The sequence below is a fragment of the Bradyrhizobium sp. Ken01 genome (assembly GCF_055807355.1).
This window is the reverse complement of the sequence record NZ_JBVVPC010000004.1, coordinates 122,563-149,106: the sequence shown is the minus strand read 5'-3', so window position 1 is coordinate 149,106 and position 26,544 is coordinate 122,563. Positions and strand designations below refer to the sequence as shown.

Here is a 26,544-nt window from a genome sequence, read left to right as displayed (position 1 = left end):
GGCTTCATGCACCGGCAGGGGAAGACGCCTATGCCAACTCTCACCATCAACGGGCGGAGTCTGTCCGTGGATGCGGCGAACGATACGCCGCTCCTTTGGGCGATCCGCGAGCAATTGCAGATGACCGGCACCAAGTTCGGCTGCGGTGCCGGGCTGTGCGGGGCCTGCACCGTGCACGTCAACGGCGAAGCCGTGCGCTCGTGCCAGACCATGGTCGGCGATGTCGCCGGCAAGAAGATCACCACCATCGAAGGCCTCGCCGCCAAGGGCGACCATCCCTTGCAGAAGGCGTGGATCGCCGAGCAGGTGCCGCAATGCGGCTACTGCCAGTCCGGGCAGATCATGCAGGCGGCCTCGCTGCTGGCGAAGAATCCCAACCCGACCAAGGAAGAAGTCGTGGCGCATATGGACGGCAATCTCTGCCGTTGCATGACCTATTCACGGATCCAGAAGGCAATCATGCGCGCCGCAACCGAGATGCGCACCGCGTCCGCCACCGGCAACGAGCGGAGGCCCACATGAATAAGCACATCAAGAGCGTCTCACCTGAGACATCAGATCTCAGCCGCCGCTCCTTCCTGGTCGGCACTGCAGCAGCCGGCCTCGTGCTCGGTTATGCCGGCGTGCCCGGCATCGGTGAGGCGCTCGCTGCGCCGCAGAACTTCGAGCCGAGCGTCTGGTACGCGATCGCGCCCGATGGTCTCGTCACCGTCACCTGCGGCAAGGCCGACATGGGCCAGCACATCGCCTCCACCATGGCGCAGATCGTGGCCGAAGAGCTGGGCGCCAAATGGAGCGACATGCGGGTTCAGCTTGCCTCCAATGATCCGAAGTTCAACGATCCCGTGCTCGGCGCGCAGATCACCGGCGGCAGCTGGTCGACCATGATGAACTTCGAGGCCATGAGCCGCGCCGGCGCCGCCGGACGGATGGCCCTGACCGAAGGCGCAGCCGCCGCGATGGGCGTGCCGGCATCCGAGCTCGTGGTGCGCGATTCCATGATCTCGCACCCGAAGTCGAAGAAAACGATGTCGTTCGCCGATGTCGTCAAGAGCGGCAAGGCGACAAAAACCTTCACGCCGGACGAGCTCAAGGCGATCGTGCTGAAGACGCCGGATCAATACACCATGATCGGCGTGTCGGTGCCGCAGCTCGACATCCCCTCCAAGACCAACGGCACGGCCAAATACGGCATCGACGTGATGCTGCCGGGCATGGCCTATGGCGCGGTGGTGACGCCTCCGGTACGCTTCGGGGCCACGGTGAAATCAGTCGACGACAGCGCCGCCAAGAAAGTGCCGGGCTTCATCAAGGCCGTCACCCTCGACGACAAGACCGGAACGACCTCGGGCTGGGTCGTCGCAGTCGCCAGCACCTACGCCAACGCCAAGAAGGCGGCGCAGGCGCTCAAGATCGCCTATGACGGCGGTCCGAACGCGAAAGTGTCGAGCCAGTCGCTGCTCGACGAGGCCAAGCGGCTTCAGAAGCAGGAGGATTCCGGGCAGTTCTTCGTCAAGGACGGCGATCCTGCGGCGGCGTTCGGCACGGCGGCCAAGGTGCTGGAGGCGGAGTACACCACCAGCATCAACATCCACGCGCCGATGGAGCCGATGAACGCCACGGCGGAGTTCAAGGGCGAGATCCTGCACATCTATTCCGGCAACCAGTTCGCAACGCGCTCCGGCGCGATCGCGGCGGGTGCGGCCGGGATCGATCCGAAGTTCGTGGTCATGCATCAGATGTGGCTTGGCGGCGGCTTTGGCCGCAGGCTCGATGCCGACATGATGATTCCGGCGGTGCAGGCGGCGAAGGCGATCGGCAGGCCGGTGAAGGTGATCTACACGCGCGAGAACGACATGACGATGGATTTCTCGCGTCCGCTCACCTATCAAAAAGTAAAGGCGGGCGTGGACGGCGACGGCAAGCTCGTCGCGCTCAGCCACGACGTGGTTTCGGCCTGGCCGACTCAGCGCTGGGGCATTCCCGATTTCCTGACGCCCTCGGTCGACAAGAAGGGTCCGCTGGACTCCTTCACGGTGAACGGGGCCGACTTCTTCTACACCGTGCCCAACCATCATGTGCGCGCGATCAAGAACGAGATGGCGCACAACGCGACGCCGTCCGGCCAGCTCCGCTCGGTCGCGCCGGGTTGGACCTTCTGGGCGGTCGAGAGCATGATCGACGAGATCGCGGCGGCGGCGGGCAAGGACCCCGCGCAGTTCCGCATCTCGCTGCTCGACGGCGCCGGCAAGAACGACGGCGGCGCGCAGCGGCTGCGCAACACGTTGCTCGCCGCGATGGGCCTTGCCGGCTACGGCACCAGGAAGCTGCCGAAAGGTGAGGGCATGGGCGTGGCCTGCGTCTCGTCGCAGGAGCGCGCGACCGCCAGCTGGACGGCCTGCGTCGCCCACGTCGCCGTCGCACCGTCGGGCGAGGTCACCGTGAAGAAGCTCACGGTCGCCACCGACGTCGGCACGCAGGTGCATCCCGACAACATCCGCGCCCAGGTCGAGGGTGCGGCGCTGTGGGGCCTGTCGCTGGCGATGTACGAAAAGGCGACGCTCAAGGATGGTGGCATCGAACAGACCAATTTCGACAGCTACACGCCCTTGCGCATGAGCCAGGTGCCCGAGGTCGCGATCGCCGTGATCGCCAATGGCGAGAAGGCCACCGGCGTCGGCGAACCCGCGGTGACGGTGATCGCACCGGCGATCGGCAACGCCATCTTCAACGCCTCCGGCGCCCGCGTCCGTGCCCTGCCGATCACGGCCGAAGCCGTGAAGGGCGCGATGAAGGCGTAAGGCTGGTTGCGATTGTTGACCTGACATGATCCGCCGGGGGGCAGTCCCCCGGCGGATTTGTCGTTAAAAAAGCTTTGTGTTTGCAAGCACATCTCTACTGTGCATGGGGTTGTTTTCGACGTTTTTCTGATTGGAACCGGGAGGAGCCGAACTCCGTAAAATTGTCCCTGATTCCGCAGGGTTCCTTTGAGCACGCCTCTTAAGGGCCGGAGAACCTGATCCGGCATAGGCTTTGGCCCGAAACACGCCCGTGCTCTTGGGGAAGCCATGAACGCCTCAGCCAAACCCGCCGCCAAACGCCGGCTTCTGCTCGCCTCCGACCGGAGCGACGAGAGCAGCGAGCTCGCCAGCATCCTCAAGGCGGTCGGCGACGTCGCGACGGTGACGACGCAGGAGCTCCCCGAGCAGCCCTCGCGCGATCTCTCCGGCCTCGTGGTCGACATCAATCTGCGTTCGCCGGAGAGCGTGCAACGGGTGCGCAACAAGCTACGCGGCGATGCCTATCGTTCGATGCCTCGGCTGTTCGTGCTTGCGGACGCCCTGCATCACGGCACCATGCAGGCTTGGGCGCTGGGCGCCACCGACACCATCTCGCGGCCGCTTCAGCCCGAGGACATCCTGCAGCGCATCCGCGCGGCCTTCCCCGACACCGCCGTCTATGATGCGACCGATCGCGGCAAGACGCTCAACCGCGGCGTCGAGGCCGCGCACGCGGTGCTGAAGAAGATGTTCGAGAAGCTGCCGCTCGGCGTGCCCCTGACCTTCGACGACGTCATCGCCGCCGAGAGCAAGATCCTGAAGGCGATCAAGCACTCCTCGTTGCGCGAGTGGCTCACCACGGTGGGCTGCCACCATGTCGGCAGCTATCGGCACTGCTTGTTCGTGACCGGATTTGCGGTCTCCTTCGCCCAGCATCTCGGCATGCGCGAGGACGACCAGCGCCGGCTGACCCGTGCCGCGCTGCTGCACGACGTCGGCAAGGCGTTCGTTCCTTCCGCGCTGCTCGACAAGCCCGGCAAGCTCACCGACGAGGAGATGGCCGAAGTCCGCCAGCATCCGCGCCGCGGCTATGACGCGCTCGCGGCTCAAGGCGGCTTCCCGCCGGAGATGCTGGACGTCGTGCTGCATCACCACGAATTCCTCGATGGCTCCGGCTATCCCAACAATCTCTCATCGAACCAGATCAGCGATATCGTGCGGGTCACGACCATCGTTGACATCTACGCGGCCCTTGTGGAGAAGCGCGCCTATCGCATGCCCTTCACCCACGCGCGCGCGTTTGCGATGATGGAAGGCATGGGCGGCAAGCTGGACCAGCAGCTGCTGCAAGCGTTCCGACCGGTGGCGCTGGGGTCGTTCTGATCTCTCGATGTCGTCCTGGCGAAAGCCAGGACCCATTACCCCGAGCGCTCGTTTGGCGAAGACTGTAGCAACGACCATCCGGGCCAGTGCATAGATCACGCGGTATGGGTCCTGGCTTTCGCCAGGACGACGTCGTGGTAATCGCCCGTGCTACCTATCCCACCATCTTCCTCAGCTCCGCCTTCGCGACCTTCTCCAGCGTCGAGCGCGGCATGTCGTCGACGAAACGGATCTCGCGCGGCACCTTGAAGTCGGCGAGGCCGGCGCGGCAGGCGGCCATCACCGCCTCGTGCAGATCGGGCCGCGCAGCGGCGACGCCGCCCTGCGGGATGACGAAGACGACCGGCACCTCGTCCAGCATCGGATGCGTCTTCGCCACCACGGCGGCCTCGCGCACGCCGGGCACCAGTGCGACCACCTGCTCGATCTCGGACGCGGCGACGTTCTCGCCGCCGACCTTGAGCATGTCCTTGCTGCGGTCTGCGAAGCGGATATAGCCGTTTTCCAGCCGCACGACGCGGTCGCCGGTGAGAAAGAAGCCGTGCTCGTCGAAGCTCTCGCGTGTCGCTTTCTCGTTGTGCAGATATTCGGCGAACAGCGACAGGCCGACAATGCCCTTGATCGAGAGATTTCCGGTGCCGCCGACCCGCGTCGGCCTTCCGTCGTCGTCGGTGATGCGGATTTGATATTCCGGCGCGGCGCGGCCGATCGACATCGGGATGTTGGGCTGGTCGATTTCGCCGAGGATGCCGTGGGTGATGGTCTCGGTCATGCCCCACCAGCCGATGATCTTGACGCCGAAGGCGGCGAAGGCCGGCGGCTCGTTGATCGCGGTGCCCCACAGACGGAATTTGTGATCGCGCGGGATGTCCTGCTCGAGCAGCGCCTTCATGCAGAACGGGATCGTCGAGGTCCAGGTCGAGCCGTGCTCGCGCGCGGCGCGCCAGAACCGGCTGGCGGAAAAGCGCGGCTGGATCACGCAGGTGGCACCGACCCATAGCGTCGCCAGCATCGAATAGGCCAGCGCGTTGGTGTGGAACAGCGGCAGATAGGCCTGGTGCACGTCGCTTGCGTGCAGGTCCTCATGCGCGGCGTTGATCTTGGCACCCCACAGCGCGTTGGCGTGGGTCCACAGCACCGCCTTGGGGCGCGATGTCGTGCCCGAGGTGTATTGCACGCTGCACGGCGCGCGCGGATCGGTCGCGCGCCTGGGACGGTCGGCACTGTCGGCGAACAGCGATTCGAAACCATCGCCGCGCGAGCTCGCTTGCTCTGGAGCCGCACCCGCATCATGCGAGGTCACCGCTATCCAGCGGATGTTGCGGCAGTTCTGCGCGACGATCTCGGCATAGGCGGGCTGCGTGATCGCGCCGACCGCGCCGCAATGATCGGCAAAATAGTCGAGCTCGGCCGGCGCCGATCGGGTGTTGGTGGTCACCGCGATGGCGCCGAGTTCGACACAGGCGAACCAGGCCAGCAGCGCCTCGATGCAATTGTCGAGGTGAATGAGCACATATTCGCCCGGCTTCACGCCGCGCTTCGCCAGTCCCGCCGCGAGCGCGCCGACCCGCTCGTGAAACTCGCCATAGCTCCAGCCCCGCGCGGGCGCGTCGAACGGCGCCCAGATCAGGAACGGATGCGAGCTGCGCACCTCGGCCCGCATCTTCAGCAGCCGGGGCACGTCGAGCCCGTCGAACGGGCCTACGATTCCGGCGGCGGTTTGTTGAACTGGCATGGCTCCTCCCGTGCAGCCTGCATCTTGCCGGCGGCTGCGTTTTCTTTATTGCGTCTTCCTGCCATCGGACGGCGCGGGGCGCAAATGCCGTGCTCTCTCTGCCGTCATGGCCGGGCTTGTCCCGGCCATCCACGCGTTGACGCATGGTACGAAGAACGTGGATGCCCGGGACAAGCCCGGGGCATGACGACGGAGTGCGTGGCTCGAAGCGCCTTACCGGCCGCCGTCCTCATACGACGAAATCTCGATCAGGCTGCCATCCGGATCTCTGCAATACACCGAGCGCAGGGTGCCGCGGGCGCCCTGCTTGAGAACCGGGCCTTGTTCGATCGCGACGCCATGTGCCTTCAAATGCGCCACCACCTCGTCGGGGCTGGCGGAGGTGAGGAAGCACAGATCCTCGCTGCCCGCGGTCTGGTGGTCCGCGGTGAACCACTCCACCTTGTCGGCATCGCGCGGCCGGACGTTGATCTTCTGGTTACCGAATTGAAGCGAAGTCCGCGGCGCTTTGCCGCCGCCGGGGTCGAACACCTTGACTTCCATGCCGAGAATCTTGCCGTACCACTCGGCGGTCACTGCCACGTCCGCGACGTTGATCACGAGATGATCGAGGGCTTCGACCTTGACCGCCATGCCTTATCCTTTCGTCGTGATGCGCCTCGTGCACTTTCCGCCTGCGGCAAGCTTTGTTACAACCGCGCCGACGCCACTTTCAAGCTATCTGGCTTCAAGAACAACACGTTGGGAGAACCCTTGAAATGATCACTCGCCGTACCGCGCTGAGCCTGCTCGCCGCCAGTCCGCTTGCAGCCAGCCCGCTGTCGAAGGCGCTTGCCGCCGATTACCCGACCCACCCGGTGAAATGGGTGGTGGGCTATCCGCCGGGCGGGGCCACCGACATCCTGGCGCGGCTGATCGGTCAGCGGCTGTCGGAGAAGTTCGGCCAGCAATTCGTGATCGAAAACAAGCCGGGTGCCGGCAACAATATCGCCACCGAATCGGTCGTCAACGCCGAACCCGACGGCTACACGCTGCAGCTGGTCAATCCGGCCAACTACATCAACGCCTCGCTCTACAGCAACCTGAAGTTCAACTTCGTGCGCGACATCGCGCCGGTCGCCTCGTTCCAGCGCGTGCCGAACGTGATGACCGTCAACAAGGACGTGCCGGCCAAGACCGTCGCCGAATTCATCGACTACGTGAAGGCCAATCCCGGCAAGGTCAACATGGCCTCCTCCGGCAACGGCACCTCGGTGCATCTGTCCGGCGAAATGTTCATGGCGCTCACGGGCTGCAAGATGCAGCACGTGCCCTATCGCGGCGCCGCGCCCGCGATCACCGACATGCTCGGCGGCCAGGTGCAGGTGATCTTCGACAACATGCCCTCGATCATCCAGCACATCCGGTCCGGCTCGCTCCGCGCCATCGGCGTCACCACGGCGGAGCGCTCGCCGCAGCTGCCCGACGTGCCGGCGATCGGCGAGACCGTGAAGGGCTACGAGGCGAGCGCGCTGTTCGGCATGGGTGCGCCGAAGAATACGCCCAAGGAGATCATCGCCAAGCTCAACAGCGAGATCAACACGCTGATAAAGGAGCCGGACATGGCCAAGCGCCTGGTCGAGCTCGGCGGCGAGCCGCGGGCGCAGACGCCCGAGGCGTTCGGCGAGGAGATCAAGGCGGAGACCGAGAAATGGAAGAAGGTCGTCGAGTTCGCCGGCCTGAAGGTCGAGTAGCGATCTTGTGACGTCCGTGACTGGAGCCCTGCCCGTTCGGCAGGGCTTTTTTCTTGCGTATCAAGGTTTCTTGCGTGTCAGCGTCCGTCGATCTGGAATAAAACGGCGTGGCGAAACCTGATGTTGTATGGCGCGTATCTCGCGCCGTGAGGATAGGAGTTGGGATCATGCGCAAGACGCAATTGGCACTGCTGGGCCTCGGCGCGACGGTCCTTGCCGGCCTCGCCGCCGTCACGCCCGCAGCGGCGCACGACTATCCCTGGTGTGCCCAGGGTGGCGGCTACGATTATCCAGGCGATTGCACCTACAGCACCTATGGACAATGTCAGGCCAGTGTGTCGGGCCGGCTCATGGCCTGCGGGGCCAACCCGCTCGTCGCCTACGGTCAATCATCCCTGCCGCAACCGCGGCAGCCGCGTCGCACGCGGCCCGTCGCGCCGTATTGAGGAACTCGCGGTTTGACTGGTAGCCCGGATCGCATTCGCGCCATCCGCGGCCGCGCAGACGCGGCCTGCGTTGCCGCTACCGCTTCGCCTCGGCCTGCTCCGTGCCGTTGCACGAGATCAGCATTGTATAGGGCCGCGCGTTGCCGGCGATGTCGGTGGTCTTGATCTCGCCCTTCGGTTCGGCAGTCTGGTAGGGCACCACGGAGTTGTCGAGGAAATCGCGCAGCGCGCCGGTCTTGATCGCGAAGTTGACGTTCTCGGGGATGTTGCCGGTCGCAGCGGCGATGCGCAGTGCAGGGATCTTTGCGGTGACCACGCCCACGATCTGCCCGGTGGTGTCGAACAGCGGTCCGCCGCTATTGCCGGGCTGCACCGGCGCGCTGATTTGCAGGAAACGTGAATCGTTGCGCAAGCCGCTGAGCGAGCTCACGATCCCGGTCGTTACGGTGAAGTCCGAGGTCAGCAATCCGTGAAAGGGAAAGCCGATCACGACGACGGAATCGCCGGACCGAATGGAGCGGTCGCGTATCCGCGCATAGTCCTTGAATGTCGCCGTCGACGGCGCCTGCAACAGAGCGAGATCGTTGTTGGCGTCGCTCGACACGACGCGCAGCACCATCGAGGCGTCGCCGGTGAGGTTGCCCTTGATGTCGCCGACGCAGCCATCGATGACATGGTTGTTGGTGACGATGTGTCCGCCGGCGCTCACGACAAAGCCGGTGCCGCTCTTGGCTCTGGCAGGTTTGCTGCCGTTGGCTGGCGGTGCCTGCTTGTCCGGCGTGGCCTGCGGCTTGGCGGCAACCTTTGTGAAATCGCCGGCCTTGCTCAGCCCGTCGGCTTTGACCCTGGTGACGCAATTGGCCAATGCCGCAATCACGGGCCCGGCCGAGGTCAGGTCGAAATTCAGCACGGTGCGGCCGCTCGTCGCGACCATCAGGCTCGCCTTCTGAAACGTTCGTACCACGTTGGCAGGCATGACGGAGCTGAGCATGTTCGTCTGGTTGGCCGTGGCGAACAGTCTGGCCTGCTCCTGTCCGTCAAAGATGACGTCGATCGCGGTGTTCTCGCCCTTGGTGAAGCGGTAGCTGGGACTCGCAAAGCTCAATATCCACGAGCCCCCAGAATTCTGGCCGACGACGAGAATGACGCCGTTGGCATAAGGCGCCGTCGCGGCACAATGCGAGAAGGCTCCCGTTTCGTCATTGCTGAACGCACCGCCGACCCAGTTGCCGATTTTGACGCTGCCGAACGGCCCGGCCGCATGCGCTCCGATGACGACGCTCAGCTGCAATAAAGACGCAACGATGAATGACTTAAGCCACATACTTTTCCCCCAGAGCGCATTCCCGCGCATCTTATCTGGGGGAGGAGGTGTCGCGCAACCGGCAGTTGTCTGGTGGGGGATTAGTGTCAAGAGGCGACGTTCGGGCTTGCCTTTGCTTTGCGATCCGATATACTTTGCAGTACAAAGTGTACCAGGACCGATAGTCCTGGCAAGCATGGGCGGAGCGAGGTTTTGGCGTTGCCAATGCGCGATCTCGACAAGGCACTGGCTGACATCGTGGCGATCCGCAGCCAGATTGCGGCCGGCACGGCGTTCCGCGGCTACGGCCCGGCCACCATGGCGGCGACCGGCGCGGTCGCGCTTCTCACCGCAATCCTGCAGTTCTGGCTGCTTGGTGATGCCACCAGCGAACCGCTCGGCTTCTTCTTCGGCTGGTTCATCGCCGCCGGGCTCTCCGCCCTGATCATCGGCATCGAGATGCGCGCGCGTTCGCGCCGCCATCATTCGGGCCTCGCCGATGCCATGATCCACCAGGCCGTCGAGCAGTTCCTGCCGGCAGGCGTTGCCGGTGTACTGCTTGCGGTGGTGATGTGGAAGTTCGCGGGCGAAACGCTGTGGCTGCTGCCAGGCTTGTGGCAGATCCTGGTGTCGCTCGGCATTTTCGCCTCCGTCCGCTCGCTGCCGCGCACCGTGGCGCTCGCCGGCGCCTGGTATTTCATCTCCGGCTTCGCAGTCGTCGTGCTCGCGAGCCAGACCCACACGCTGTCGCCGTGGACCATGGGCCTGCCCTTTGTGATCGGGCAGTCGGTGATGGCGGGCATTCTGCATTTCGCATCCGGAGACCATGATGTCGAAGATTGACAGCGCACCCTTCTCTTATGAAGGACTGGACCGCGTGATCCACGAGAAGGCGAGGCTCGGACTTCTGACCTCGCTGATGGCGCATCCGAAGGGTCTGGCGTTCGCCGATCTCAAGCAGCTCTGCGGCCTCACCGACGGCAATCTCAGCCGGCATCTCGCCGTGCTCCAGGAAGCCGGCCTCGTCGAGGTGACCAAGGGCTATGAGGGCAATCGCCCGCACACCACCTGCCGCCTGACCAAGGCCGGCCGCCGCCGCTTCCTCGACTATCTCGCCGTGCTCGAGCGCCTGGTGCGCGACGCCGCCAAGGCCGCCGGCCGCGAGGCGGCGCCGCTCGGCCGTCTCGGTATCGTCTCGACCTGATCCTCCCCCTTTTTTGACCGGAGACTTTGCAATGCAAAGTGACCTTGCGTCCCTCAACGAGAAGCTTCACGTCGGCATCATCATGGACGGCAACGGCAGATGGGCGACGCGGCGCGGCCTGTCGCGCGTTCGCGGCCATGAGGCCGGCGTCGAGGCGATCCGCCGCATCGTCGAAGCCGCGCCCAAGCAGGGCATCGGGACGCTGACGCTCTACGCCTTCTCCACCGACAATTGGCGAAGGCCGAAGGCCGAGGTCGCCGCGCTGATGACGCTTCTGCGATTCTACCTCGCCAACGAGGTGCAAAGCCTGGTCAAGAACGGCGTGCGCCTCACCGTGATCGGCCGCCGCGACCGTCTGCCCGACGGCATTGCCAATGCGATTTCGCGTGCGGAAGACGCCACCGCGCAAGGCAGCACGCTTCATGTGCGTATCGCGGTCGACTATTCCGCCCGCGACGCCATCCTCAACGCGGCGGCGAAGGCGGCGGCGCTGACGAGTCTCACCCGCGAGGCGTTCTCGCAGCTCGTCACCGGCGAGGCCGGTTTGCGCGACGTCGACCTCATCATCCGCACCTCGGGTGAGAAACGGCTGTCGGACTTCCTGCTCTGGGAAGGTGCCTATGCCGAGCTGCACTTCACCGAACGGATGTGGCCCGAATTCGACGCGGGCGATCTCGCTGCGGCCCTGGTCTCCTTCCACGGCCGCGAGCGCCGCTTCGGCGGGCTCCAGGCGATCGTGCCGGAGGAGGTGCCTTCACTCTCTCGCGTGTGATGCCCGGCACTGAGGCGCGAAACAGTTCGCTTTCGGCCGCAAGATTGGCAGCCCCGTCCAAGCGCTAAGCGGGCGGTCCCGGCTAGGTCTGCATTCAATGCAACCTGCCGAGAGCCTCGCGCATGTCACAGTCATTGCTGGATGCCGTTGTCGAGTCAGCCGAAGCCAGCGCCACGGTCCGTATCAGGCCGGCCAGCGCGTCCGATGTCGAGGGCCTCTCGATTTATTTCACGAGCCTCTCCACGACATCACGCAACAAGCGCTTCATGGGCGCGCGGGCGGACCTTGGCGTGGTCGCGGCCGAGTGCGTCGCCAAGACCAGCCATCCCGGTCATTTCACCCTGCTCGCCGAGATCAGGCAGGAAGGGCAAGGCACGATCATCGGCGAAACCAGATACGCCTACGATGCGGCTGCCCGGCATGGTGATTTCGCCATCTCCGTTGCCGATGTCTTTCAGCGCAAGGGCGTCGGCCTCCGCATGATGACAGCCATGGAGAAGCACGCGAGCGATCTCGGTCACGAGATGATTGCAGCCGAGACCGCGCGCGTGAACGCCGAGATGCGCGGCCTTGCGAAGAAGGCAGGATTCGAGGACACCGGTCTCGGAGACTGGCAGTCGGTCCATCTCGCGAAGCGTCTGTCGCGGGTGCGGGTCTTGCCACAAATTTGAGCAAGCGCGCGACGCTGATCGTGCCCTAGTATCTCCCTACGACGGGAGCTTGGTCGGATGCGCGCAGTTCTGGATTATTGCACCGGTGGGACGGAGCGGCAGGTTGCGGCCGGCACGCTTATCGTCGCCGAGGGCGGCACCACCGGTCATCTCTATGTGCTGATGCGGGGCAAGCTCGAAGTGCTCAAGGGCGAGATGGTGGTTGCCACGGTGGCCGAGCCCGGCGCCGTGCTGGGCGAAATGTCGGTGCTGCTGGGGCAGCCGCACACCGCGACCGTACGGGCCTGCTCTGATTCCGTCGTCTACGAATTCGAGGACGCCGCCTCGTTCCTCAAGCAGGAGGCGGGCGTGGCGCTTCTGATCGCCAAGATGCTGGCGCAGCGGCTCAATGTGGCCAACACCTATCTCGCCGATCTCAAGCAGCAATATGCCGGCCACGGCACGCATCTGGCCATGGTCGGCGAGGTGCTCCAGAGCATGATCAACCTGCCGCCGCTCGAGGTCTCGCCAGGCTCGGATCGGCAATCCGATCCAAGAATGTGAGCCAGTCGGGCGCCGCCTCGATCGGAGCGGCGGGCCGCTGCAGCGGCGCGCCAAGATCGATCCATTGCGCCTCACCGGCCGCAAGCCAGAACGCCCTGTCCGCATCGAGGTCCAGTACGATATATGTCGGCGGGCGGCCGGGTTGCAGGCCGGTGTTGAAGACCCAGGTCTGGCCGAGCCGGTCGAACCACGAGCCATCGGTAATGAACGGCGACTGATGCACATGGCCCGAGATCACCATCGAGGGCTGGTACTGCATGATCCATTGCACCAGCTCGACGTCACCGAAGAAGCGCTTGCCGCCCCAGCTCGTCGGTGAATCCGCCGGCGGCGCGTGATGGATCCAGATCCAGCGCTGCGGCCGGTTGGCCGCGGCGGCGCCGAGCTGCGCGACGAGACGTTGCTTGACCAGCGGCCCATCCCACCATGGGCACACCGTGAACAGCGTGTCGCCGACGGTGAGGCTGTCACCGTCGCAGGCAATGCCCAACTCGCGCACCTCCGAGATCCAGCGCGAGATCTTTTCGCCTTCCGCATTGCGCTCGTCGAGATCGTGATTCCCGGAGCACAGGATCACCCGGGTCTTCGTGGCGAGCAGCGCAAGGTACTTCTTCACCACCACGATCTGCGCGCGAAAATCCACCATCGAGCCGATGTCGAGTGCATCGCCGGCGAAGATCACGAGGTCGAATTGCGGAGCGGCGCTGACGAGCCAGTCGAGCTGAGGCAGCGAATAGTGCAGGTCGGCCACGACCAGGCAGCGCATTGGAAATCCAGGGGTGAGACGTCAAAAATGCTCAGGGATTGCAAAATATCTGAACGCAAGAAGCAGACCAGCCGCATCTCTCGCCAATTCAATGCGGGCAGTATGCTGCGGCCCATCCGCGGGTGCAAGCATCGAAGCGTCGCCGGGCTGGACCGGATCATCGAATTCTGATGTCGTGGCGTACCCTCAACAGCTCGTATCCCCAACAGCTCGTGTCCGCATGACCTCCTTCAAGACCATTCGTGCTCGCGCCGAAAAACGCAAGGGCGGGCCCAAGGCGCTCGAAAAGCTGATGCCCGAAAAGCCCGACCTGAAGGGCCTCGTCAAACGCAGCGACGACCGCATCCTCGCAGAGATGACGAAGCGTGTGTTTTGCGCGGGCTTTGCCTGGAGCGTGATCGAGACGAAATGGGACGGGTTTGAAGACGCCTTCCTGCGTTTCCAGCCGGCCAAGCTCACCTTCCAGCCGGAGGATTATTGGGAGGGCCTGCTGCGCGACGCGCGCATCGTGCGCAACGGTGCCAAGATCATGTCGGTGCGCGACAACGCCGCCTTCATCCAGGAGATCACAAGAGAGCACGGTAGTTTCGGCAAGTTTCTGGCGAAATGGCCGCCGTCCGACCAGATCGGCCTGCTCGATCTCCTGAGCAAGCGCGGCAGCCGGCTGGGTGGCAACACCGGCCAGATGCTGCTGCGGTTCGTCGGCTGGGACGGCTTTGTGACGTCCAGGGACGTCGTGGCGTGCCTGCGCGATGCCGGTCTCGATATTGCCGAAGAGGTCAAGTCGAAGGGGGATCTGGCAAAAGTGCAGGCGCAGTTCAACGCCTGGGCCGAGGAGACCGGGCTGTCCTACACATATCTGTCACGCATCTGCGCACTGTCCGTCGGCGAGAACAGAAGCGAGTAGCGAACTCGGCTCTTGGAATTCAGCTGTTGGAATTTGGCTCTTGGGATGTCGAATCATGTGCGTCCTGTGGCGATCTCGTGCCGCAAGCGCGGCAGACGCGACACGCGATCACGAAATGCATTTCTCCGGAACATTTGTGCGTAGCACCTGTTCGGGAGATTGGGCCAGGCGAACATCGGCGCAGGGAACGCCCGCTTTGGCTCAGCTCAATGAAACCGACGTGACAGAAACGGAGCAGCTCATGAAGCTCACATCCGAACAGGTGAAGCAGACCGTCAACCAGCTCGGCGCTCAGGTGCTGCCCGACGAGCATCCCGCCATGCCGCAGCTCAACAGCATGTTCGGCGAGCATACTTTCTTCGTCGACGAGACAGGGCTGAAGGTCGTCGAGCCCACGGCGCCACCCGGCACCGAGCGCCAGAGCGGCGAAGTCGTCAGCCTCGCCGATTGGGGCGATTCCGAGCTGACCCGCCTGATGGCGCACGAGCCCGAGCCGACGGGCGTGATCGTCGTGTTCGAGCACGTGAGGCATTGATCCAGCCCAGCGGATCGACCTTCGGTGGCGAGGCTGAAAGCCCGCCGCCGTTCATTCACGGAGTGAGCGCGCTCTGCGCAGCTGTCCGCGTTCGCCGAAAGCCCGTTAGATTGGTTCAGATGCCGAGAGTCAGCTGCGGCGGCTCCGCATCGTCCCCGGCCTGGAGGGAAGACAGCGAGACTCCCAGCAGCCTGACGCTCTTGGGCAGCGGAATCTCGCCTTCGAGCAGGCCGCAAGCCAGCCGCTCAAGATCGTCCCGGCCTGCGACCGGCGAAGGGGCCGACCTGCTGCGCGTGATGATCTCGAAGTCGGCAAACTTGATCTTCAAGGTGACGGTGCGGCCACGGCTGCCCGTCGCCTCGCAATGGCGCCACACCTTATCGACAAGCGGCTTGAGCTCGGGGACCAGCGTGTCGAATTCGGTGAGATCGCTTGAAAACGTGGTCTCCGCGCCGATGGACTTGCGGACCCGGTTGGCCCGGACCGGCCGTTCGTCGACACCGCGCGAGATCCAGTAGTAATAGGCGCCCGACTTGCCGAAATTCGCATTCATGAACTCCAGCGTCTGACGACGAATATCGAGACCGGTGAACATGCCGAGCGCGTTCATCTTCGCGCCCGTGGCCGGGCCTATCCCATGGAATTTTCCGACGGGCAGCGTCTCGACGAAGGCGGGTCCCATCTCCGGTGAGATCACGAACTGACCGTTGGGCTTGCGATGATCGGAGGCGAGCTTGGCCAGGAACTTGTTGTAGGAGATGCCGGCCGAAGCGTTGAGGCCCGTCTCGGCCTTGATCCTCCCGCGGATCCTGAGTGCAATGTCGCGCGCCAGCGGGATGCCTTGCAGGTTTTCGGTCACGTCGAGATAGGCCTCGTCGAGCGACAGCGGCTCGATGATCGGGGTATGCTCCGCGAAGATGTCGCGGATCTGCCTGGAGATCGCTTTGTAGACCTCGAAGCGCGGCTTGACGAAGATCAGATCGGGACATTGTCGCTTCGCCGTCACGGATGGCATGGCAGAGCGAACGCCGAATTCGCGGGCCTCATAGCTGGCGGCCGCGACAACGCCACGTTCCGCCGAGCCTCCGACCGCGACCGGCTTTCCGCGCAGCTCCGGGTTATCGCGTTGTTCCACGGACGCGTAGAAGGCATCCATGTCGATATGGATGATCTTGCGGGCGGGCGAGGCCTCGCCCGTCGCCGTGTCGGATTCGCTCATGGAAAGATGATACAATTGCGCGAGGTGAAGCGCGAGGTGATGGATGTTTCAGCTGTTGGTCTTCGTCGTCGGAGTGGTCGGACTCGGCTGGCTGATCGGCGCGACCAATCTCCCCGGAGACTGGTATGCGGCTGTCGCCAAGCCGGGTTTCGTGCCGCCGAACTGGGCGTTTCCGGTGGCGTGGACCATCCTTTATATCATGATCGCGGTCGCGGGCTGGCGAACCTTCCGCCGTGAACCCAGCCGTGAACCCATGGGCAAAGCGATGATGGGCAAAGCGATGCAGGCCTGGGCCGCGCAACTGATCCTCAATTTAGCCTGGTCGCCGGTGATGTTCACGATGCATCGGATCGGAGCTGCGCTCGTCATCCTCATCTGCCTGTTCGTCGCGATCGTGACCTACATCCGTCTGGAGGCATCACGAGACAGGCTGGCCGCCGCATTGTTCGTGCCCTACGCAGCCTGGGTCGCGTTTGCCGGCGTGCTCAATGCGGCCATCTGGCGTTTGAATTGAGACGTTCAGTCCAGAGTTCATCAAAGAACAATCTCAGGCTTGTGAGTGGCAAGCATCGGCGGGCGACCTAATATGAGCTGGCGGAGGACAGCACATGCAATACAGCTCCGAGCTCGTTCACACGATGCGTCAGGCACTCGAGACCGTGATGGCAAACGTCCCGGCCCATCAGTCGGTGTTCGGTCTCAAGGCCGCCGTCGCCGAATGCATTTTGAAGGCTGCCGCACACGGCCAGACGTCATATGACGGACTGGTGACGTCGGCTTCCGACCAGATCCAGGCGATTATCTCGATGCTGACCTGAGCGAGTGCTCGGCTGAGCAGGCGATGACTCCAGCGCGAGCGGTAACAAGGCAGCTCGGGCGAGGGGAGCTCCAGCGCGCACTGGAAGAGACTGGCGCACCCGACACGATTCGAACGTGTGACCTTTGCCTTCGGAGGGCAACGCTCTATCCAGCTGAGCTACGGGTGCTAGTCGAGGTTCATTTAGCCGATTGGCGAGGGGCGGGCAACCGCTTCCGCCGTCTCCCGCCAGGCTGATTTGGGCTAGGCTGATTTACGGGCCGTGCGGCCAGGAACCGGCACGCCGTCCCGCCCGAGCTTGGCGAACTCGGCGAGCAGCCGTTCGGCGCAGATGATGCGGTTGCGGCCGAGCCGTTTGGCCGCATAGAGCGCCTGGTCGGCGGCGCCCAGCAGCCGGTCGGGGCTGCCGTCGGTTTCGCCGGGAACGTGGCTGGCGACGCCGACGCTGAGGGTGACGTGGTCGCCGGCCCCGATGGCACCATGGGCAATCCGCAAGGCCATCACGGCGCAGCGGATCTCGTCGGCGATGGCGCAGGCGAGATCGCAATCCATGTCCGGCAGGATCAGCGCGAATTCCTCGCCGCCATAGCGGCTGGCGAGATCGAGCGGGCGCACGGCATAGCGGCTGACGACGGACGCGACCGCGCGCAGGCATTCGTCGCCGCTCTGATGGCCGTGGCGGTCGTTGAACAGCTTGAAATGATCGACGTCGACGAACAGCAGCGCCATGGGCTTCTGCGTCCGCTGGGCGCGGGCCCATTCACTCATCAGCATCTGGTCGAACGCACGACGGTTCGACAGGCCGGTCAGCCCGTCCTTGCTGGCGAGCTCCTTCAGGGCCATCTCGGCGCGCTTCTGATCGGTAAGGTCGCGCAAAGTCTCCACCACCGCGATCAGATGGCCGGCCTCGTCGTGGATGGGGCCGGCGTCGATGGCGAGATAGAGCTGGCTGCCGAGCTTCGGCATCACGCACCAATTCTCGGCGCTGAAGCCGAGCCCGTTATGGCCGCGCGCGGCATACTCCGAATAGAACTCCGGCAGCTGCTCCGGGCGGTCGAGCGCGACGAGGTCGGCGAGGCAAGGGCGCCTGGTCTCGTAGAAGGCCTGCCAGTGCTTATTGGTGCCGATCACCTCGGAGGCGGCGACGCCGGTCAGCCGCTCGCAGGCTCTGTTCCAGATCACGACGCGGCGCTTGGGGTCGATCACGAAGGTCGGCACCACCAGATGCTGCATCAGCCGCACGGCATAGGAATCCGCAACGTCGACCGTCTTGGCTGGCGCTTTCCCCGGCATCGCCATCTCAGGCCACCGCCGCCACCGGCAAGGCATGGTTTGGGCCGAACAGCTTTCGCACATCGCTGGCCGGCTTCGGTTTGCTGAAAAGATAACCCTGCATCTCCGTGCAGCCGAGCGCGCGCAGCATCTCGCGCTGCGCCTCGGTCTCGACGCCCTCCGCGACCGTGGTCATGTTGCTGGCGGCGGCGATGTTCACCACCGCCTGCACGATCACGGGCGCGCCGCTCGCCTCGGCGATATCAGCGACGAAGCAGCGGTCGATCTTGATCTTGTCGAACGGGAAGCGCTTGAGATAGCTCAGCGAGGAGTAGCCGGTGCCGAAATCGTCGAGCGCGATGCGCACGCCGATGGCGCGGAGCTGGTGCAGGATCGAGAGCGCCGCCTCGTCGTCGCGGATCAGCACGGCCTCGGTGATCTCGAGCTCAAGCCGGCACGGGGCAAGTCCGGAATCCGCGAGCGCGCCGGCGATCCGCAGTGCCAGCGTGGAGCATTTGAGCTGTACCGGCGAGACGTTGACCGCGACGCGCACATGCGCCGGCCAGGTCGCGGCCTCGTTGCAGGCCATGCGCAGCACCCAGTCGCCGAGCTCGTTGATCAGGCCGGTGTCTTCGGCAATCGGGATGAACTCTGCCGGCGACACCATGCCGCGCTGGGGATGCCGCCAGCGCAGCAGCGCCTCGCAGCCCGAGACCTCGTTGGTGCGCAGGTCGACCAGCGGCTGATAGTGGATCTCGAAACCGCCGTTCACGAGGGCCTGCCGCAAATCCTGCTCCAGGCTCAGGCGCGCCTTGGCGCTCGCATCCATCTCCGGCTCGAAGAAGCGGTAGGTGCGGCGTCCCTCGGCCTTGGCGCCGTACATCGCGAGATCGGCATTCTTGATGAGCTGGTCGAGATCGGTGCCGTCCTGCGGCGCCATGGCGATGCCGATGCTGGCGTCGGTGGAGAGCTGATGGCCAAAGCAGTGATAGGGCCGGCGGATCGCCTCGAAGATCCGCGTCACGAATGACACCACGTCGGCGGATGATTTGATCCCGGTCTGGATTACCGCGAATTCGTCGCCGCCGAGCCGCGCGATCAGGTCGCCCGGTCCGAGGCAGCCGCGGATGCGGGCCGCGATCCCCTTCAACAGCTCGTCGCCGACGTGATGGCCGAGCGAATCGTTGATGCCCTTGAACTCGTCGACGTCGATATAGAGTAGCGCAAACTGATTGCCGCCGCCGATCTTCTCCAGTTCGCGCTCGATCTGCTCGCGGAACAGCGTCCGGTTGGGCAGGTCGGTGAGCGCATCGTAATGCGCCATATGCGCGATCTTCTCGTCGGCGCGCCGCCCTTCGGTGACATCCTCGACGACGTTGATGAGGTAACGCGGCTCGCCGGATTCATCGCGGATTCCGATCCGGGTCGAGGTGATGTAGCGCATCCCCTTGGCCTGGCTCTGCCAGGCATGTTCGTCCTTGAACAATCTTTCGCCCGACTTCAGCGCCTTGCTGTCGTCGTCGGTGACGATCCTGGCGGAGGCATCCGGGTAGATGTCGAAGGGAGTCTTGCCAACGATGTTTTCACTCGATTGGCCGAATTGCTCTTCGGCGGTCCGGTTGACCAGCAGATATTGCCGCGTTTGAGCATCCTTCACCGTAATCTGCGATGGGATGTGGTCGATGATCTCGCGCAGGAACATGTAGTTGCGGTCGCGTTCCTGCTCCAGCTTGCGGCGCTCGGTGATGTCTTCGATCGTGGCCACCCATCCGCCCTGCGCGAGCGGAGTATTGATGACCTGAAAAGCTCGGCCACTCGGCAACTGATGGGTTCTCGTGGAGACCGTGCCCTCCGCGACGATCCTCATGACGTCGGCGCAAAATGCCTCGACATCGCCTTCGAACGCGCCGCGCTCCTTGCGATGATACATCGCCTCGCGGATGTGACAGCCGGGCTTGATGACGTCGTGAGAGAGGCCGAACATGTCGGCGTAGCGGCGGTTGCAGGTGACGATGTATCCGGCGGCATCGTACAGGATCAACCCTTGCGACATGTTGTTCAAGGCGGTGTCGAGCCGCCCCCGTTCAGCCTCCAGCCGTTGCTGTGCCTCGCGGTTCTGCCGGTTGATCTGGCGAACGATCAGGAACAGGATCAGCGCAATCACGGTTGCCGAAAGCGCGGCGGTGGTGACCATGAAACCGGTCTGCTGCCGCCAGTCGGCCAGCGCCGCGCTCGTGGTGTTGGTCGCGACGATGATCAGCGGGAAATGCGAAAGCGAGGCCCCGGAGCCGAGGCGCTCGTCGCCGTCGATCGGGCCCCTGACGCGCAGGGTGTGCCGGCCACCTTCGATCAGCATCTTGCGCATCAGCGGCGCGTCCTTGAAGTCCCTGCCGATCAGCTCTTCGACATGCGGGTAGCGCGACAGCATCCTGCCATTGCGGTCGAACAGCGAGATCGCCGTGCCCTCCGCCAGCGCAACGGATGCGAAATAGTTCTGGTAGCTGTCCGGATCGATCCGGCGGACCAGCGCGCCATAGAAGCTGCCGTCCGCGCCGTTCAGCCGGCGCGCGACGACCGTGGTCCATTTTCCGATGATGAAGCTGCGGACCGACTCCAGAATCACTGGTTCGGCCGTCGGATTGGATTTGAACGTCTGAAAGTATCCGCGCGAGGTGATGTTGATCTTGGGGAGCGGCTGGGCCCGCGACCAGTTGATCAGTTCGCCGTCGGCATCGTAGATCGCGATGTCGCCGAGGTAAGACACGGAGCTGATCTTGCTCCGCAGCATCTGGTTCGTCGCGGGCCCGGACATGCGCTCGCGAAACATCGCGGCCGAACTGATCTCCGGCAGGTTCATCTGCCCGATCACATCGGCGGCGACGACGTCGGAATCTTCGAATTGCTGATCGAAGTGCCGCGCGATCAGCTGCACCGTATTTTCCAGCTCGCGCTCGCGGTTGGCCAGGGTACGTTCGCGAAATTCGCCGACGGCCATGGCGGTCACGGCGAAGATCCCGGCGACCAGCAACACGCCGCACAAAGTGAGCCACAGCACCGGTCCGCGCCGAACGGCTGCCTCCCAGCCGTGCTTCGCGGCTAGGAACATTCCGGCTGCAATTCCTGCAAAGACCTGGCGCATTCCCCCTCCCTGGAGGGACAGGAATACAGCACACAAATGGCGTAAAGCTTAGGAAAGCCAGTTACCTGAGCGTTAATCCCGTTGCGCGATCGCAGTCGTGTCCAGCGAGCTGCCGCGCTGCATCATGAATCGCGTGTTAATGCGAGCTGCCCGCGCTCTTGTCGCCGCCGAGATTGCGCAGCCGCCCGACCACGCCGGTCGGAAAGAAGTAGACGCTGGCGATGAAGAGCAGCCCGAGCCACAGCAGCCAGCGGTCGGGATGTAACAGCCCCGGCAGCAGCGGCAGACCGGCTTCCGAAGCCGCCTTGGAGGCGACGCCCATCAGCGCCTGCAGATAGTTCTGGGCGAGGATGAAGATGGTGGCGCCAATGATCGCGCCGTAGATCGTGCCCATGCCGCCGATCACGACCATCAGGAGAATGTCCAGCATGATCGAGAAGCTGAGCGAGGTATCGGGGCCGGCATAGCGCAGCCACAGTGCATTGAGAATGCCGGCGCCGGCGGCGACCAGTGCGGCGATGCAGTTGGCGTAGCTCAGGTGGAAGACGGTGCGGAAGCCGAGCGCCTCGGCGCGGAAGCGGTTTTCGCGGATCGCCTGCAGCACGCGCCCGAACGGCGAGTTCACCACCCGCAGCAAAGCGAGGATCATCAGGGCAGAGACGGCGAACACCAGATAGTAGGTCAGGATGCGGCCGTTGAGCTCGAATCCGAGCACGTTCCTGGAGATCAGCACCGTGCCGGGCCTGAGCAGCTCCGGCAGCTGAAAGCTGCGCCCGTCTTCGCCGCCGGTCAGCCAGGACAGCTGCGAGGCCAGCACCTGGAAGGCGGATGCGACCGCGAGCGTGATCATGGCAAAGAAGATCGCGGCCACCCGCAGCGAGAACAGTCCGATCGCAAGCGCAAGCAGCGCAGCAAGCGGCAGGCCGACCACGATGCCGGTTGCAACCGCACCCCAATTCGGGCCCATCCCGTACAGCGCGATCGCGATCGCGTAGCTGCCGATCCCGTAGAACATGGTGTGTGCGAACGAAACCGAGCCGGTATAGCCGAGCAGCAAATCGTAGGAAGCTACCAGCGCGGCGAAGACGCAGATCTTGGCTGCGACGTTCAGCGCCTTCGCCCCGGGGAACAGGAACGGCGTCGCCAGCAGCGCCAGGATGATGAGGACGAGAATGAGCGTGAGCACGCGGCTGCGCGGCGGGTCGCCTGACAGGATCATCATCGGCTGGTCACCGCATAGAGGCCGCGCGGCCGCCACATCAGAATGGCGACCATCAGCAGGATATTGGAGACGAGGGCGAGCTTCGGCACCAGGAAGCCGCCGTAATTGGCAATCATCGCCACCAGGATCGCGCCGATGAAGCAGCCGCCGATCGAGCCTAGGCCGCCGATGATGACGACGATGAAGATCAGGACGGTGAGGTCGTCGCTCATGGAGGCGTGAACCTGCTCGCGATACAGCGCCCACATCACGCCGCCGAGGCCGGCCAGCGCCGATCCCGTCATGAACACGCCGAGGAACAGGCGGCGGATGCGATAGCCGAGCGCCTCGACCATCTCGCGATTCTCGACGCCGGCGCGGATCAGAAGCCCGAGCTTGGTCCGGTTGAGCACGAGCTGGATCGCGATGAAGACGGCGAGGCCGATCAGCGTCGCCAGCACGCGGTATTTCGCGATCGCGACATCGCCGAGGATGAAGGAGCCGCGCAGTGACGTCGGCAGCGGCGTCGGAATGATCTGCGGCCCCCACACCGCATAGAGCGTCTGCTCGGCGACGATCAGGCCGCCCGTCGTCATCAGGATTTGCTTCAGATGCTGGCCGTAGACAGGCAGGATCAGTACCCGCTCGACGATGAGGCCGAGCGCGCCGGAGACCGCCATCGACAGCAGTGCCGCCGGCGCCAGCACCGCGAGGTTGATCCACAGCGAATCCGCCTGGAGGGAGGCCGCGAACGGGGCCAGCACCAGGGTCGCGACATAGGCCCCGACCGCGATGAAGGCGCCATGGCCGAAATTGAGCACGTCCATCAGGCCGAACACGAGCGTGAGGCCGGAGGCCATGATGAAGATCATCATGCCCATCGCGAGGCTCGCGGCCGTCAGCGTCAGCCAGGTGCTGGGCGAGCCGATCAGCGGGATCATCACCAGGGCGACCGCGATCGGTAGCAGGATCGGCGCGATGTCACGCTTCGGCTTCGGCAGCGGATCGGTTGCGGCGAGCTCGGTCATTGATGCGTCTCCAGGCTGAGGCCGAGCAGCCGCTCCTGCAGCGGCACGTCGGAGGCCAAGGCCGCCATCTCGCCGCGATGGACGATGGTGCCGTTGTCCATCACCAGCACGTCGTCGCCGAGCTCGCGGGCGGCAAAGAAATTCTGCTCGACCAGAAGGATCGTGGCGCCCTTGCGCTTGATCTCCTTCAGGCACTCGATCAGCGCCATCACGATCGCCGGAGCCAGTCCCTTGGTCGGCTCGTCAATCAGCAGGAGCTTGCGCGGTTCGATAATGGCGCGGGCAATCGACAGCATCTGCTTCTGCCCGCCCGAGAGACTTCCAGCGCGCGACAGCCAGAACCGGCGCAGCGCCGGAAAGAAGCCAAAGATCCAGTCGAGCTGGGCGTCGTCGAGCGGCCCGTCGCGCGCCGCCAGCACCAGGTTTTCCTTCACCGTGAGGTCGGAGAACACCGCCATGCTCTCCGGCACGTAGCCGACACCGAGCCGCGCGATGTCGGGCGTCGTACGGCTCTCGATGCGCTCGCCGGCAAGGCTGATCTCGCCGGAGGAGGCCTGCCAGAGGCCCATGATCGTGCGCAACGTCGTGGTCTTGCCGGCGCCGTTGCGGCCGAGCAGCATCGTGGTCTGCCCCTGCGCGACAGCGAGATCGATGCCCTGGAGGATGTGATAGCGGCCGATATGGGTGTGCACCCCGGAGAGCTTCAACAGATCGGTCATGCTGCGCTCCCTCCAACTTTATTCGGCGCGACGCCGAGATAGGCTTCCTGCACGATCGGCGACGCGATCACTTCGGCCGGCGGGCCGTCCGCAACAAGTTGGCCGTTATGCAGCACGATGATGCGGTCGGCGAGCGATCGCACCACGTCCATCTTGTGCTCGACGAGCAGAATGATCCTGCTCTTGTCCTGCTTGAGCTGCGCGATCAGGTTCAGCACGACCGGCACCTCGTCGATGCTCATGCCTGCGGTCGGCTCGTCGAACATGAAGACCTTTGGCTCGAGCGCCATCATCAGCGCGACCTCGAGCTTGCGCTGATCGCCATGCGACAGTGCGGTCGCGGCGACGCCACGGCGGCCGCCGAGCGCGACCTGATCCAGGATAGCATCGGCGCGGGCGATCAGATCGCGGCGGACCATCCAGGGCCGCAGCATATCGTAGTGAGTGCCGTCGGCGGCCTGCACGGCGAGCCGGACGTTTTCCTCCACCGACAGATTCGGAAAGAGGTTGGTGAGCTGGAAGGCGCGCCCCAGGCCTGCGCGCGTACGCATCGGCGCGGAATGCTGGGTGATGTCGGTGCCGTCGAACAGGATGCTGCCGCTCGATGCGCGGAGCTGACCGGAGATCAGGTTGAAATAAGTGGTCTTGCCGGCGCCGTTCGGACCGACGATCGCGGTAAGTTCGCCCGGGCGGAAGCTGCAGGTGACACTGTTGACCGCGACATGGCCGCCGAAGCGGATGGTGAGGTCGCGGGTTTCGAGGGTCAGCGTCATGGACGATCTGGCAAATGATGAAATGAGATGTATCAGCGGCCGCGCTGCGCCCCCTCCCCCGCTTGCGGGGGAGGCACAGGCGGCCTTCGGCCGCCGTTCTTGAAAGAACGCCGATGCGGAGCATCGGCTATGGGAGAGGGTGTCTCGGCAATCGAGAACCCCAAGAGGATAGAGCCCTCTCCCGGCCTCTCCCGCAAGCGGGAGAGGTGAAGTCAAAAAACTCAGCGCTTGTTCTTGATCGGAACGTCCATGTCCTCGATCTTCAGCTCGCGCACCGGCTCGAGCACGGCCCAGGCGACATTCGGATCGACCTTGACCTTGAAGTGATACATGCTCTGGAGCGCCTGATGGTCTTCCTTGCGGAACATCATCTTGCCCTTCGGCGTGTCGAACTCCAGGCCTTCCATCGCGCTGATCAGCTTCTCGGTGTCGGTCGACTTCGCCTTGGTGACGGCGGCGACGACGGACATCGCGGCGGCGAAGCCGCCCGCGGTGAAGAAGTCCGGCGGTGCGTTGAAGCGCTTCTGGTGCTCGGCGACGAGCCAGTCATTTACCGGGTTCTTCGGGATCGCGTAGAAATAATAGGTCGCGCCTTCCATGCCGGGCAGGCCCTTATAGGCGGCGAGCGCCGGCAGGATGTTGCCGCCGGTGGACAGCTCGATGCCGTAGCGCTTCGGATCCATGTCCTGGAGTTTCGCCAGCGGATTGCCGGCGCCGGCCCAGATTACCCAGATCACCTTGCGGCCCGGCTTGTCCTTCAGCGCGTCGAACAGGCGCTGGCCGACCGCGGTGAAGTCGGTGGTCGAAGTCGGGGCATATTCTTCGGCGGCGAGGGTCGCGCCGGTCTTGCCGAGCGCCTCCTTGAAGGCTGCGACGCCGTCGCGCCCGAAGGCGTAGTCCTGCGCCAGCGTCGCGACGGTGACGCCCTGCTTGCCGATCGCGACCGCGTTCGAGATCGCGTCCTGCGACGAGTTGCGCGCCGTGCGGAAGATGTAGCGATTCCACTTCTCGCCGGTAATCTGATCCGCGACCGCGGGCTCCACGATTAGGATCTTCTTGTTCTCCTCGGCGACCGGCAGGATCGCGAGTGCGGCGGCCGACGAGGTCGTACCGATCGCGATGTCGACCTTGTCGTCCTGATAGGCTTCCGCGAGCGCGGCCTTGGAGAGATCCGGCTTGCCCTGGTCGTCCTTGGTGATGACGACGATCTTGCGCCCGTCGAGCGTCATGGTGCCCTTGGTGGCGTATTCAAAACCCATCTGCAGGCCGGTCTCGGTCTGCTTGGCATAGGCTTCGAGCGGACCGGTCTTGCCATAGATCAGCGCGACCTTGAGATCGTCGGCCTGTGCGGAGGTGCCCGCGGCGAGGGCGAGGATGGTGGTTGCCATGACGAGTGATCGACGCACGGTGGTCCCTCCTGATGAAATGCTTTGGCCATAGCGATTTGCACAACCACGCAGACATTGCAATTCCACCTTCCGGCGAACCACGGGAACGGCGTGTGTGATACTGTCTCGGTCCGGCCGCGCCGGATCGCTTCCGCCGAGGAAATCGGCAGAAGCGATTGTCGACCTCACCCGTGGAACGGGTTGCTCAAG

General features: G+C 64.4%; 26 protein-coding genes and 1 tRNA gene. 14 read left to right on the top strand and 13 right to left on the bottom strand.

The features are described from left to right. The first annotated feature begins 30 nt into the window (after nt 1-30). The 3 genes from AC0L3S_RS06270 (at nt 31) to AC0L3S_RS06260 (ending at nt 4,163) form a co-directional block, all read left to right on the top strand. Nucleotides 31-522 carry a (2Fe-2S)-binding protein gene (locus tag AC0L3S_RS06270; RefSeq protein ID WP_211395185.1) on the top strand — a complete coding sequence of 164 codons (492 nt, stop codon included), beginning with the start codon at nt 31-33 and terminating at the stop codon, nt 520-522. Then, nucleotides 519-2,801, top strand: a complete 2,283-nt coding sequence (locus AC0L3S_RS06265) for a xanthine dehydrogenase family protein molybdopterin-binding subunit (RefSeq protein WP_473278456.1) — start codon at nt 519-521, stop codon at nt 2,799-2,801. The genes AC0L3S_RS06270 and AC0L3S_RS06265 overlap by 4 nt, the downstream gene beginning before the upstream one ends. A 267-nt stretch (nt 2,802-3,068) precedes the next feature. Then, nucleotides 3,069-4,163, top strand: a complete 1,095-nt coding sequence (locus AC0L3S_RS06260) for an HD-GYP domain-containing protein (protein ID WP_473278454.1) — start codon at nt 3,069-3,071, stop codon at nt 4,161-4,163. 154 nt (nt 4,164-4,317) lie between these two features. Here AC0L3S_RS06260 and AC0L3S_RS06255 read toward each other — a convergent pair whose 3' ends face one another. Next, a complete protein-coding gene (locus AC0L3S_RS06255) occupies nt 4,318-5,898 on the bottom strand; it encodes an AMP-binding protein (RefSeq protein ID WP_473278453.1) in 1,581 nt (526 codons plus the stop codon). A 213-nt stretch (nt 5,899-6,111) separates the two neighbouring features. Continuing rightward, nucleotides 6,112-6,531, bottom strand: coding sequence for a VOC family protein (locus AC0L3S_RS06250; RefSeq protein ID WP_473278452.1), 420 nt, complete (start codon nt 6,529-6,531; stop codon nt 6,112-6,114). Nucleotides 6,532-6,656: 125 nt separating this feature from the next. On the opposite strand from AC0L3S_RS06250, the gene AC0L3S_RS06245 reads away from it, so the two are divergent. Further along, nucleotides 6,657-7,631: a Bug family tripartite tricarboxylate transporter substrate binding protein gene (locus AC0L3S_RS06245; RefSeq protein WP_473262349.1), complete on the top strand. Its 975-nt coding sequence runs from the start codon at nt 6,657-6,659 to the stop codon at nt 7,629-7,631. A 167-nt stretch (nt 7,632-7,798) separates the two neighbouring features. Continuing rightward, nucleotides 7,799-8,077: a DUF3551 domain-containing protein gene (locus AC0L3S_RS06240; RefSeq protein ID WP_473278450.1), complete on the top strand. Its 279-nt coding sequence runs from the start codon at nt 7,799-7,801 to the stop codon at nt 8,075-8,077. Between the two features lie 76 nt (nt 8,078-8,153). On the opposite strand, the gene AC0L3S_RS06235 is transcribed toward AC0L3S_RS06240, so the two are convergent. Further along, complete coding sequence (locus tag AC0L3S_RS06235; RefSeq protein WP_473278449.1) at nt 8,154-9,401, bottom strand: S1C family serine protease; 1,248 nt, start codon at nt 9,399-9,401, stop codon at nt 8,154-8,156. Between the two features lie 204 nt (nt 9,402-9,605). On the opposite strand from AC0L3S_RS06235, the gene AC0L3S_RS06230 reads away from it, so the two are divergent. The 5 genes from AC0L3S_RS06230 to AC0L3S_RS06210 all read left to right on the top strand — a co-directional run bounded on the left by AC0L3S_RS06230 (nt 9,606) and on the right by AC0L3S_RS06210 (nt 12,570). Further along, complete coding sequence (locus AC0L3S_RS06230; protein WP_473262340.1) at nt 9,606-10,223, top strand: hypothetical protein; 618 nt, start codon at nt 9,606-9,608, stop codon at nt 10,221-10,223. Beyond that, nucleotides 10,210-10,584 (top strand): winged helix-turn-helix domain-containing protein, encoded by a 375-nt coding sequence (locus AC0L3S_RS06225; protein WP_007616058.1) that lies wholly within the window; start codon nt 10,210-10,212, stop codon nt 10,582-10,584. Before AC0L3S_RS06230 ends, AC0L3S_RS06225 begins: the two co-directional genes overlap by 14 nt. A gap of 31 nt (nt 10,585-10,615) precedes the next feature. Continuing rightward, nucleotides 10,616-11,356, top strand: coding sequence for a di-trans,poly-cis-decaprenylcistransferase (locus AC0L3S_RS06220; RefSeq protein WP_473262338.1), 741 nt, complete (start codon nt 10,616-10,618; stop codon nt 11,354-11,356). Between the two features lie 122 nt (nt 11,357-11,478). Then, on the top strand, nt 11,479-12,027 hold the full coding sequence (locus AC0L3S_RS06215) for a GNAT family N-acetyltransferase (RefSeq protein WP_473278448.1): 549 nt from the start codon (nt 11,479-11,481) through the stop codon (nt 12,025-12,027). Nucleotides 12,028-12,084: 57 nt separating this feature from the next. Further along, the gene (locus AC0L3S_RS06210; RefSeq protein WP_473278447.1) at nt 12,085-12,570 is read left to right on the top strand and encodes a Crp/Fnr family transcriptional regulator; all 486 of its coding nucleotides are present in this window, start codon (nt 12,085-12,087) and stop codon (nt 12,568-12,570) included. Here AC0L3S_RS06210 and AC0L3S_RS06205 read toward each other — a convergent pair. Beyond that, nucleotides 12,509-13,336, bottom strand: a complete 828-nt coding sequence (locus AC0L3S_RS06205) for a metallophosphoesterase family protein (protein WP_473278446.1) — start codon at nt 13,334-13,336, stop codon at nt 12,509-12,511. The two genes, AC0L3S_RS06210 and AC0L3S_RS06205, sit on opposite strands and share 62 nt — an antisense overlap. 220 nt (nt 13,337-13,556) lie before the next feature. Here AC0L3S_RS06205 and AC0L3S_RS06200 point away from each other — a divergent pair, with 220 nt between their 5' ends. Further along, nucleotides 13,557-14,243 (top strand): DNA-3-methyladenine glycosylase I, encoded by a 687-nt coding sequence (locus AC0L3S_RS06200; RefSeq protein ID WP_473262325.1) that lies wholly within the window; start codon nt 13,557-13,559, stop codon nt 14,241-14,243. A gap of 241 nt (nt 14,244-14,484) precedes the next feature. Beyond that, nucleotides 14,485-14,778 (top strand): hypothetical protein, encoded by a 294-nt coding sequence (locus AC0L3S_RS06195; protein ID WP_007598221.1) that lies wholly within the window; start codon nt 14,485-14,487, stop codon nt 14,776-14,778. A gap of 115 nt (nt 14,779-14,893) precedes the next feature. Here the strand turns inward: AC0L3S_RS06195 and dinB are convergent, their stop codons facing one another. Next, nucleotides 14,894-15,997: a DNA polymerase IV gene (dinB, locus tag AC0L3S_RS06190; RefSeq protein WP_473278445.1), complete on the bottom strand. Its 1,104-nt coding sequence runs from the start codon at nt 15,995-15,997 to the stop codon at nt 14,894-14,896. A gap of 43 nt (nt 15,998-16,040) precedes the next feature. Between dinB and AC0L3S_RS06185 the strand changes: the two genes are divergently transcribed. Together AC0L3S_RS06185 and AC0L3S_RS06180 are read left to right on the top strand one after the other, a co-directional pair. After that, entirely contained in the window at nt 16,041-16,511 is a 471-nt protein-coding gene (locus tag AC0L3S_RS06185; RefSeq protein WP_473278443.1) for a TspO/MBR family protein, read from the top strand. A 94-nt stretch (nt 16,512-16,605) separates the two neighbouring features. Next, the gene (locus tag AC0L3S_RS06180) at nt 16,606-16,815 is read left to right on the top strand and encodes a hypothetical protein (RefSeq protein ID WP_211395202.1); all 210 of its coding nucleotides are present in this window, start codon (nt 16,606-16,608) and stop codon (nt 16,813-16,815) included. 91 nt (nt 16,816-16,906) lie between these two features. On the opposite strand, the gene AC0L3S_RS06175 is transcribed toward AC0L3S_RS06180, so the two are convergent. The 8 genes from AC0L3S_RS06175 to AC0L3S_RS06140 form a co-directional block, all read right to left on the bottom strand. Then, a tRNA-Arg gene (locus AC0L3S_RS06175) sits at nt 16,907-16,983 on the bottom strand. 74 nt (nt 16,984-17,057) lie between these two features. Then, the gene (locus AC0L3S_RS06170; RefSeq protein ID WP_473278442.1) at nt 17,058-18,113 is read right to left on the bottom strand and encodes a sensor domain-containing diguanylate cyclase; all 1,056 of its coding nucleotides are present in this window, start codon (nt 18,111-18,113) and stop codon (nt 17,058-17,060) included. A gap of 1 nt (nt 18,114) precedes the next feature. Then, nucleotides 18,115-21,225 (bottom strand): bifunctional diguanylate cyclase/phosphodiesterase, encoded by a 3,111-nt coding sequence (locus AC0L3S_RS06165; protein WP_473278441.1) that lies wholly within the window; start codon nt 21,223-21,225, stop codon nt 18,115-18,117. Between the two features lie 136 nt (nt 21,226-21,361). Continuing rightward, nucleotides 21,362-22,447 (bottom strand): branched-chain amino acid ABC transporter permease, encoded by a 1,086-nt coding sequence (locus tag AC0L3S_RS06160; protein ID WP_473262311.1) that lies wholly within the window; start codon nt 22,445-22,447, stop codon nt 21,362-21,364. Beyond that, on the bottom strand, nt 22,444-23,454 hold the full coding sequence (locus AC0L3S_RS06155) for a branched-chain amino acid ABC transporter permease (RefSeq protein WP_027566072.1): 1,011 nt from the start codon (nt 23,452-23,454) through the stop codon (nt 22,444-22,446). Before AC0L3S_RS06155 ends, AC0L3S_RS06160 begins: the two co-directional genes overlap by 4 nt. Beyond that, nucleotides 23,451-24,173, bottom strand: coding sequence for an ABC transporter ATP-binding protein (locus AC0L3S_RS06150; protein WP_473278440.1), 723 nt, complete (start codon nt 24,171-24,173; stop codon nt 23,451-23,453). Before AC0L3S_RS06150 ends, AC0L3S_RS06155 begins: the two co-directional genes overlap by 4 nt. Then, nucleotides 24,170-24,946 (bottom strand): ABC transporter ATP-binding protein, encoded by a 777-nt coding sequence (locus AC0L3S_RS06145; RefSeq protein WP_473278439.1) that lies wholly within the window; start codon nt 24,944-24,946, stop codon nt 24,170-24,172. Before AC0L3S_RS06145 ends, AC0L3S_RS06150 begins: the two co-directional genes overlap by 4 nt. Before the next feature lie 221 nt (nt 24,947-25,167). Beyond that, complete coding sequence (locus AC0L3S_RS06140) at nt 25,168-26,334, bottom strand: substrate-binding domain-containing protein (protein WP_473278535.1); 1,167 nt, start codon at nt 26,332-26,334, stop codon at nt 25,168-25,170. Nucleotides 26,335-26,544: the final 210 nt, after the last annotated feature.

Coding starts and splice junctions, on each gene's coding strand:
- AC0L3S_RS06270 (WP_211395185.1), top strand. CDS start 31: ATGCCAACTCTCACCATCAACGGGCGGAGTCTGTCCGTGGATGCGGCG.
- AC0L3S_RS06265 (WP_473278456.1), top strand. CDS start 519: ATGAATAAGCACATCAAGAGCGTCTCACCTGAGACATCAGATCTCAGC.
- AC0L3S_RS06260 (WP_473278454.1), top strand. CDS start 3,069: ATGAACGCCTCAGCCAAACCCGCCGCCAAACGCCGGCTTCTGCTCGCC.
- AC0L3S_RS06255 (WP_473278453.1), bottom strand. CDS start 5,898: ATGCCAGTTCAACAAACCGCCGCCGGAATCGTAGGCCCGTTCGACGGG.
- AC0L3S_RS06250 (WP_473278452.1), bottom strand. CDS start 6,531: ATGGCGGTCAAGGTCGAAGCCCTCGATCATCTCGTGATCAACGTCGCG.
- AC0L3S_RS06245 (WP_473262349.1), top strand. CDS start 6,657: ATGATCACTCGCCGTACCGCGCTGAGCCTGCTCGCCGCCAGTCCGCTT.
- AC0L3S_RS06240 (WP_473278450.1), top strand. CDS start 7,799: ATGCGCAAGACGCAATTGGCACTGCTGGGCCTCGGCGCGACGGTCCTT.
- AC0L3S_RS06235 (WP_473278449.1), bottom strand. CDS start 9,401: ATGTGGCTTAAGTCATTCATCGTTGCGTCTTTATTGCAGCTGAGCGTC.
- AC0L3S_RS06230 (WP_473262340.1), top strand. CDS start 9,606: ATGCGCGATCTCGACAAGGCACTGGCTGACATCGTGGCGATCCGCAGC.
- AC0L3S_RS06225 (WP_007616058.1), top strand. CDS start 10,210: ATGTCGAAGATTGACAGCGCACCCTTCTCTTATGAAGGACTGGACCGC.
- AC0L3S_RS06220 (WP_473262338.1), top strand. CDS start 10,616: ATGCAAAGTGACCTTGCGTCCCTCAACGAGAAGCTTCACGTCGGCATC.
- AC0L3S_RS06215 (WP_473278448.1), top strand. CDS start 11,479: ATGTCACAGTCATTGCTGGATGCCGTTGTCGAGTCAGCCGAAGCCAGC.
- AC0L3S_RS06210 (WP_473278447.1), top strand. CDS start 12,085: ATGCGCGCAGTTCTGGATTATTGCACCGGTGGGACGGAGCGGCAGGTT.
- AC0L3S_RS06205 (WP_473278446.1), bottom strand. CDS start 13,336: ATGCGCTGCCTGGTCGTGGCCGACCTGCACTATTCGCTGCCTCAGCTC.
- AC0L3S_RS06200 (WP_473262325.1), top strand. CDS start 13,557: ATGACCTCCTTCAAGACCATTCGTGCTCGCGCCGAAAAACGCAAGGGC.
- AC0L3S_RS06195 (WP_007598221.1), top strand. CDS start 14,485: ATGAAGCTCACATCCGAACAGGTGAAGCAGACCGTCAACCAGCTCGGC.
- dinB (WP_473278445.1), bottom strand. CDS start 15,997: ATGAGCGAATCCGACACGGCGACGGGCGAGGCCTCGCCCGCCCGCAAG.
- AC0L3S_RS06185 (WP_473278443.1), top strand. CDS start 16,041: ATGTTTCAGCTGTTGGTCTTCGTCGTCGGAGTGGTCGGACTCGGCTGG.
- AC0L3S_RS06180 (WP_211395202.1), top strand. CDS start 16,606: ATGCAATACAGCTCCGAGCTCGTTCACACGATGCGTCAGGCACTCGAG.
- AC0L3S_RS06170 (WP_473278442.1), bottom strand. CDS start 18,113: ATGGCGATGCCGGGGAAAGCGCCAGCCAAGACGGTCGACGTTGCGGAT.
- AC0L3S_RS06165 (WP_473278441.1), bottom strand. CDS start 21,225: ATGCGCCAGGTCTTTGCAGGAATTGCAGCCGGAATGTTCCTAGCCGCG.
- AC0L3S_RS06160 (WP_473262311.1), bottom strand. CDS start 22,447: ATGATGATCCTGTCAGGCGACCCGCCGCGCAGCCGCGTGCTCACGCTC.
- AC0L3S_RS06155 (WP_027566072.1), bottom strand. CDS start 23,454: ATGACCGAGCTCGCCGCAACCGATCCGCTGCCGAAGCCGAAGCGTGAC.
- AC0L3S_RS06150 (WP_473278440.1), bottom strand. CDS start 24,173: ATGACCGATCTGTTGAAGCTCTCCGGGGTGCACACCCATATCGGCCGC.
- AC0L3S_RS06145 (WP_473278439.1), bottom strand. CDS start 24,946: ATGACGCTGACCCTCGAAACCCGCGACCTCACCATCCGCTTCGGCGGC.
- AC0L3S_RS06140 (WP_473278535.1), bottom strand. CDS start 26,334: ATGGCAACCACCATCCTCGCCCTCGCCGCGGGCACCTCCGCACAGGCC.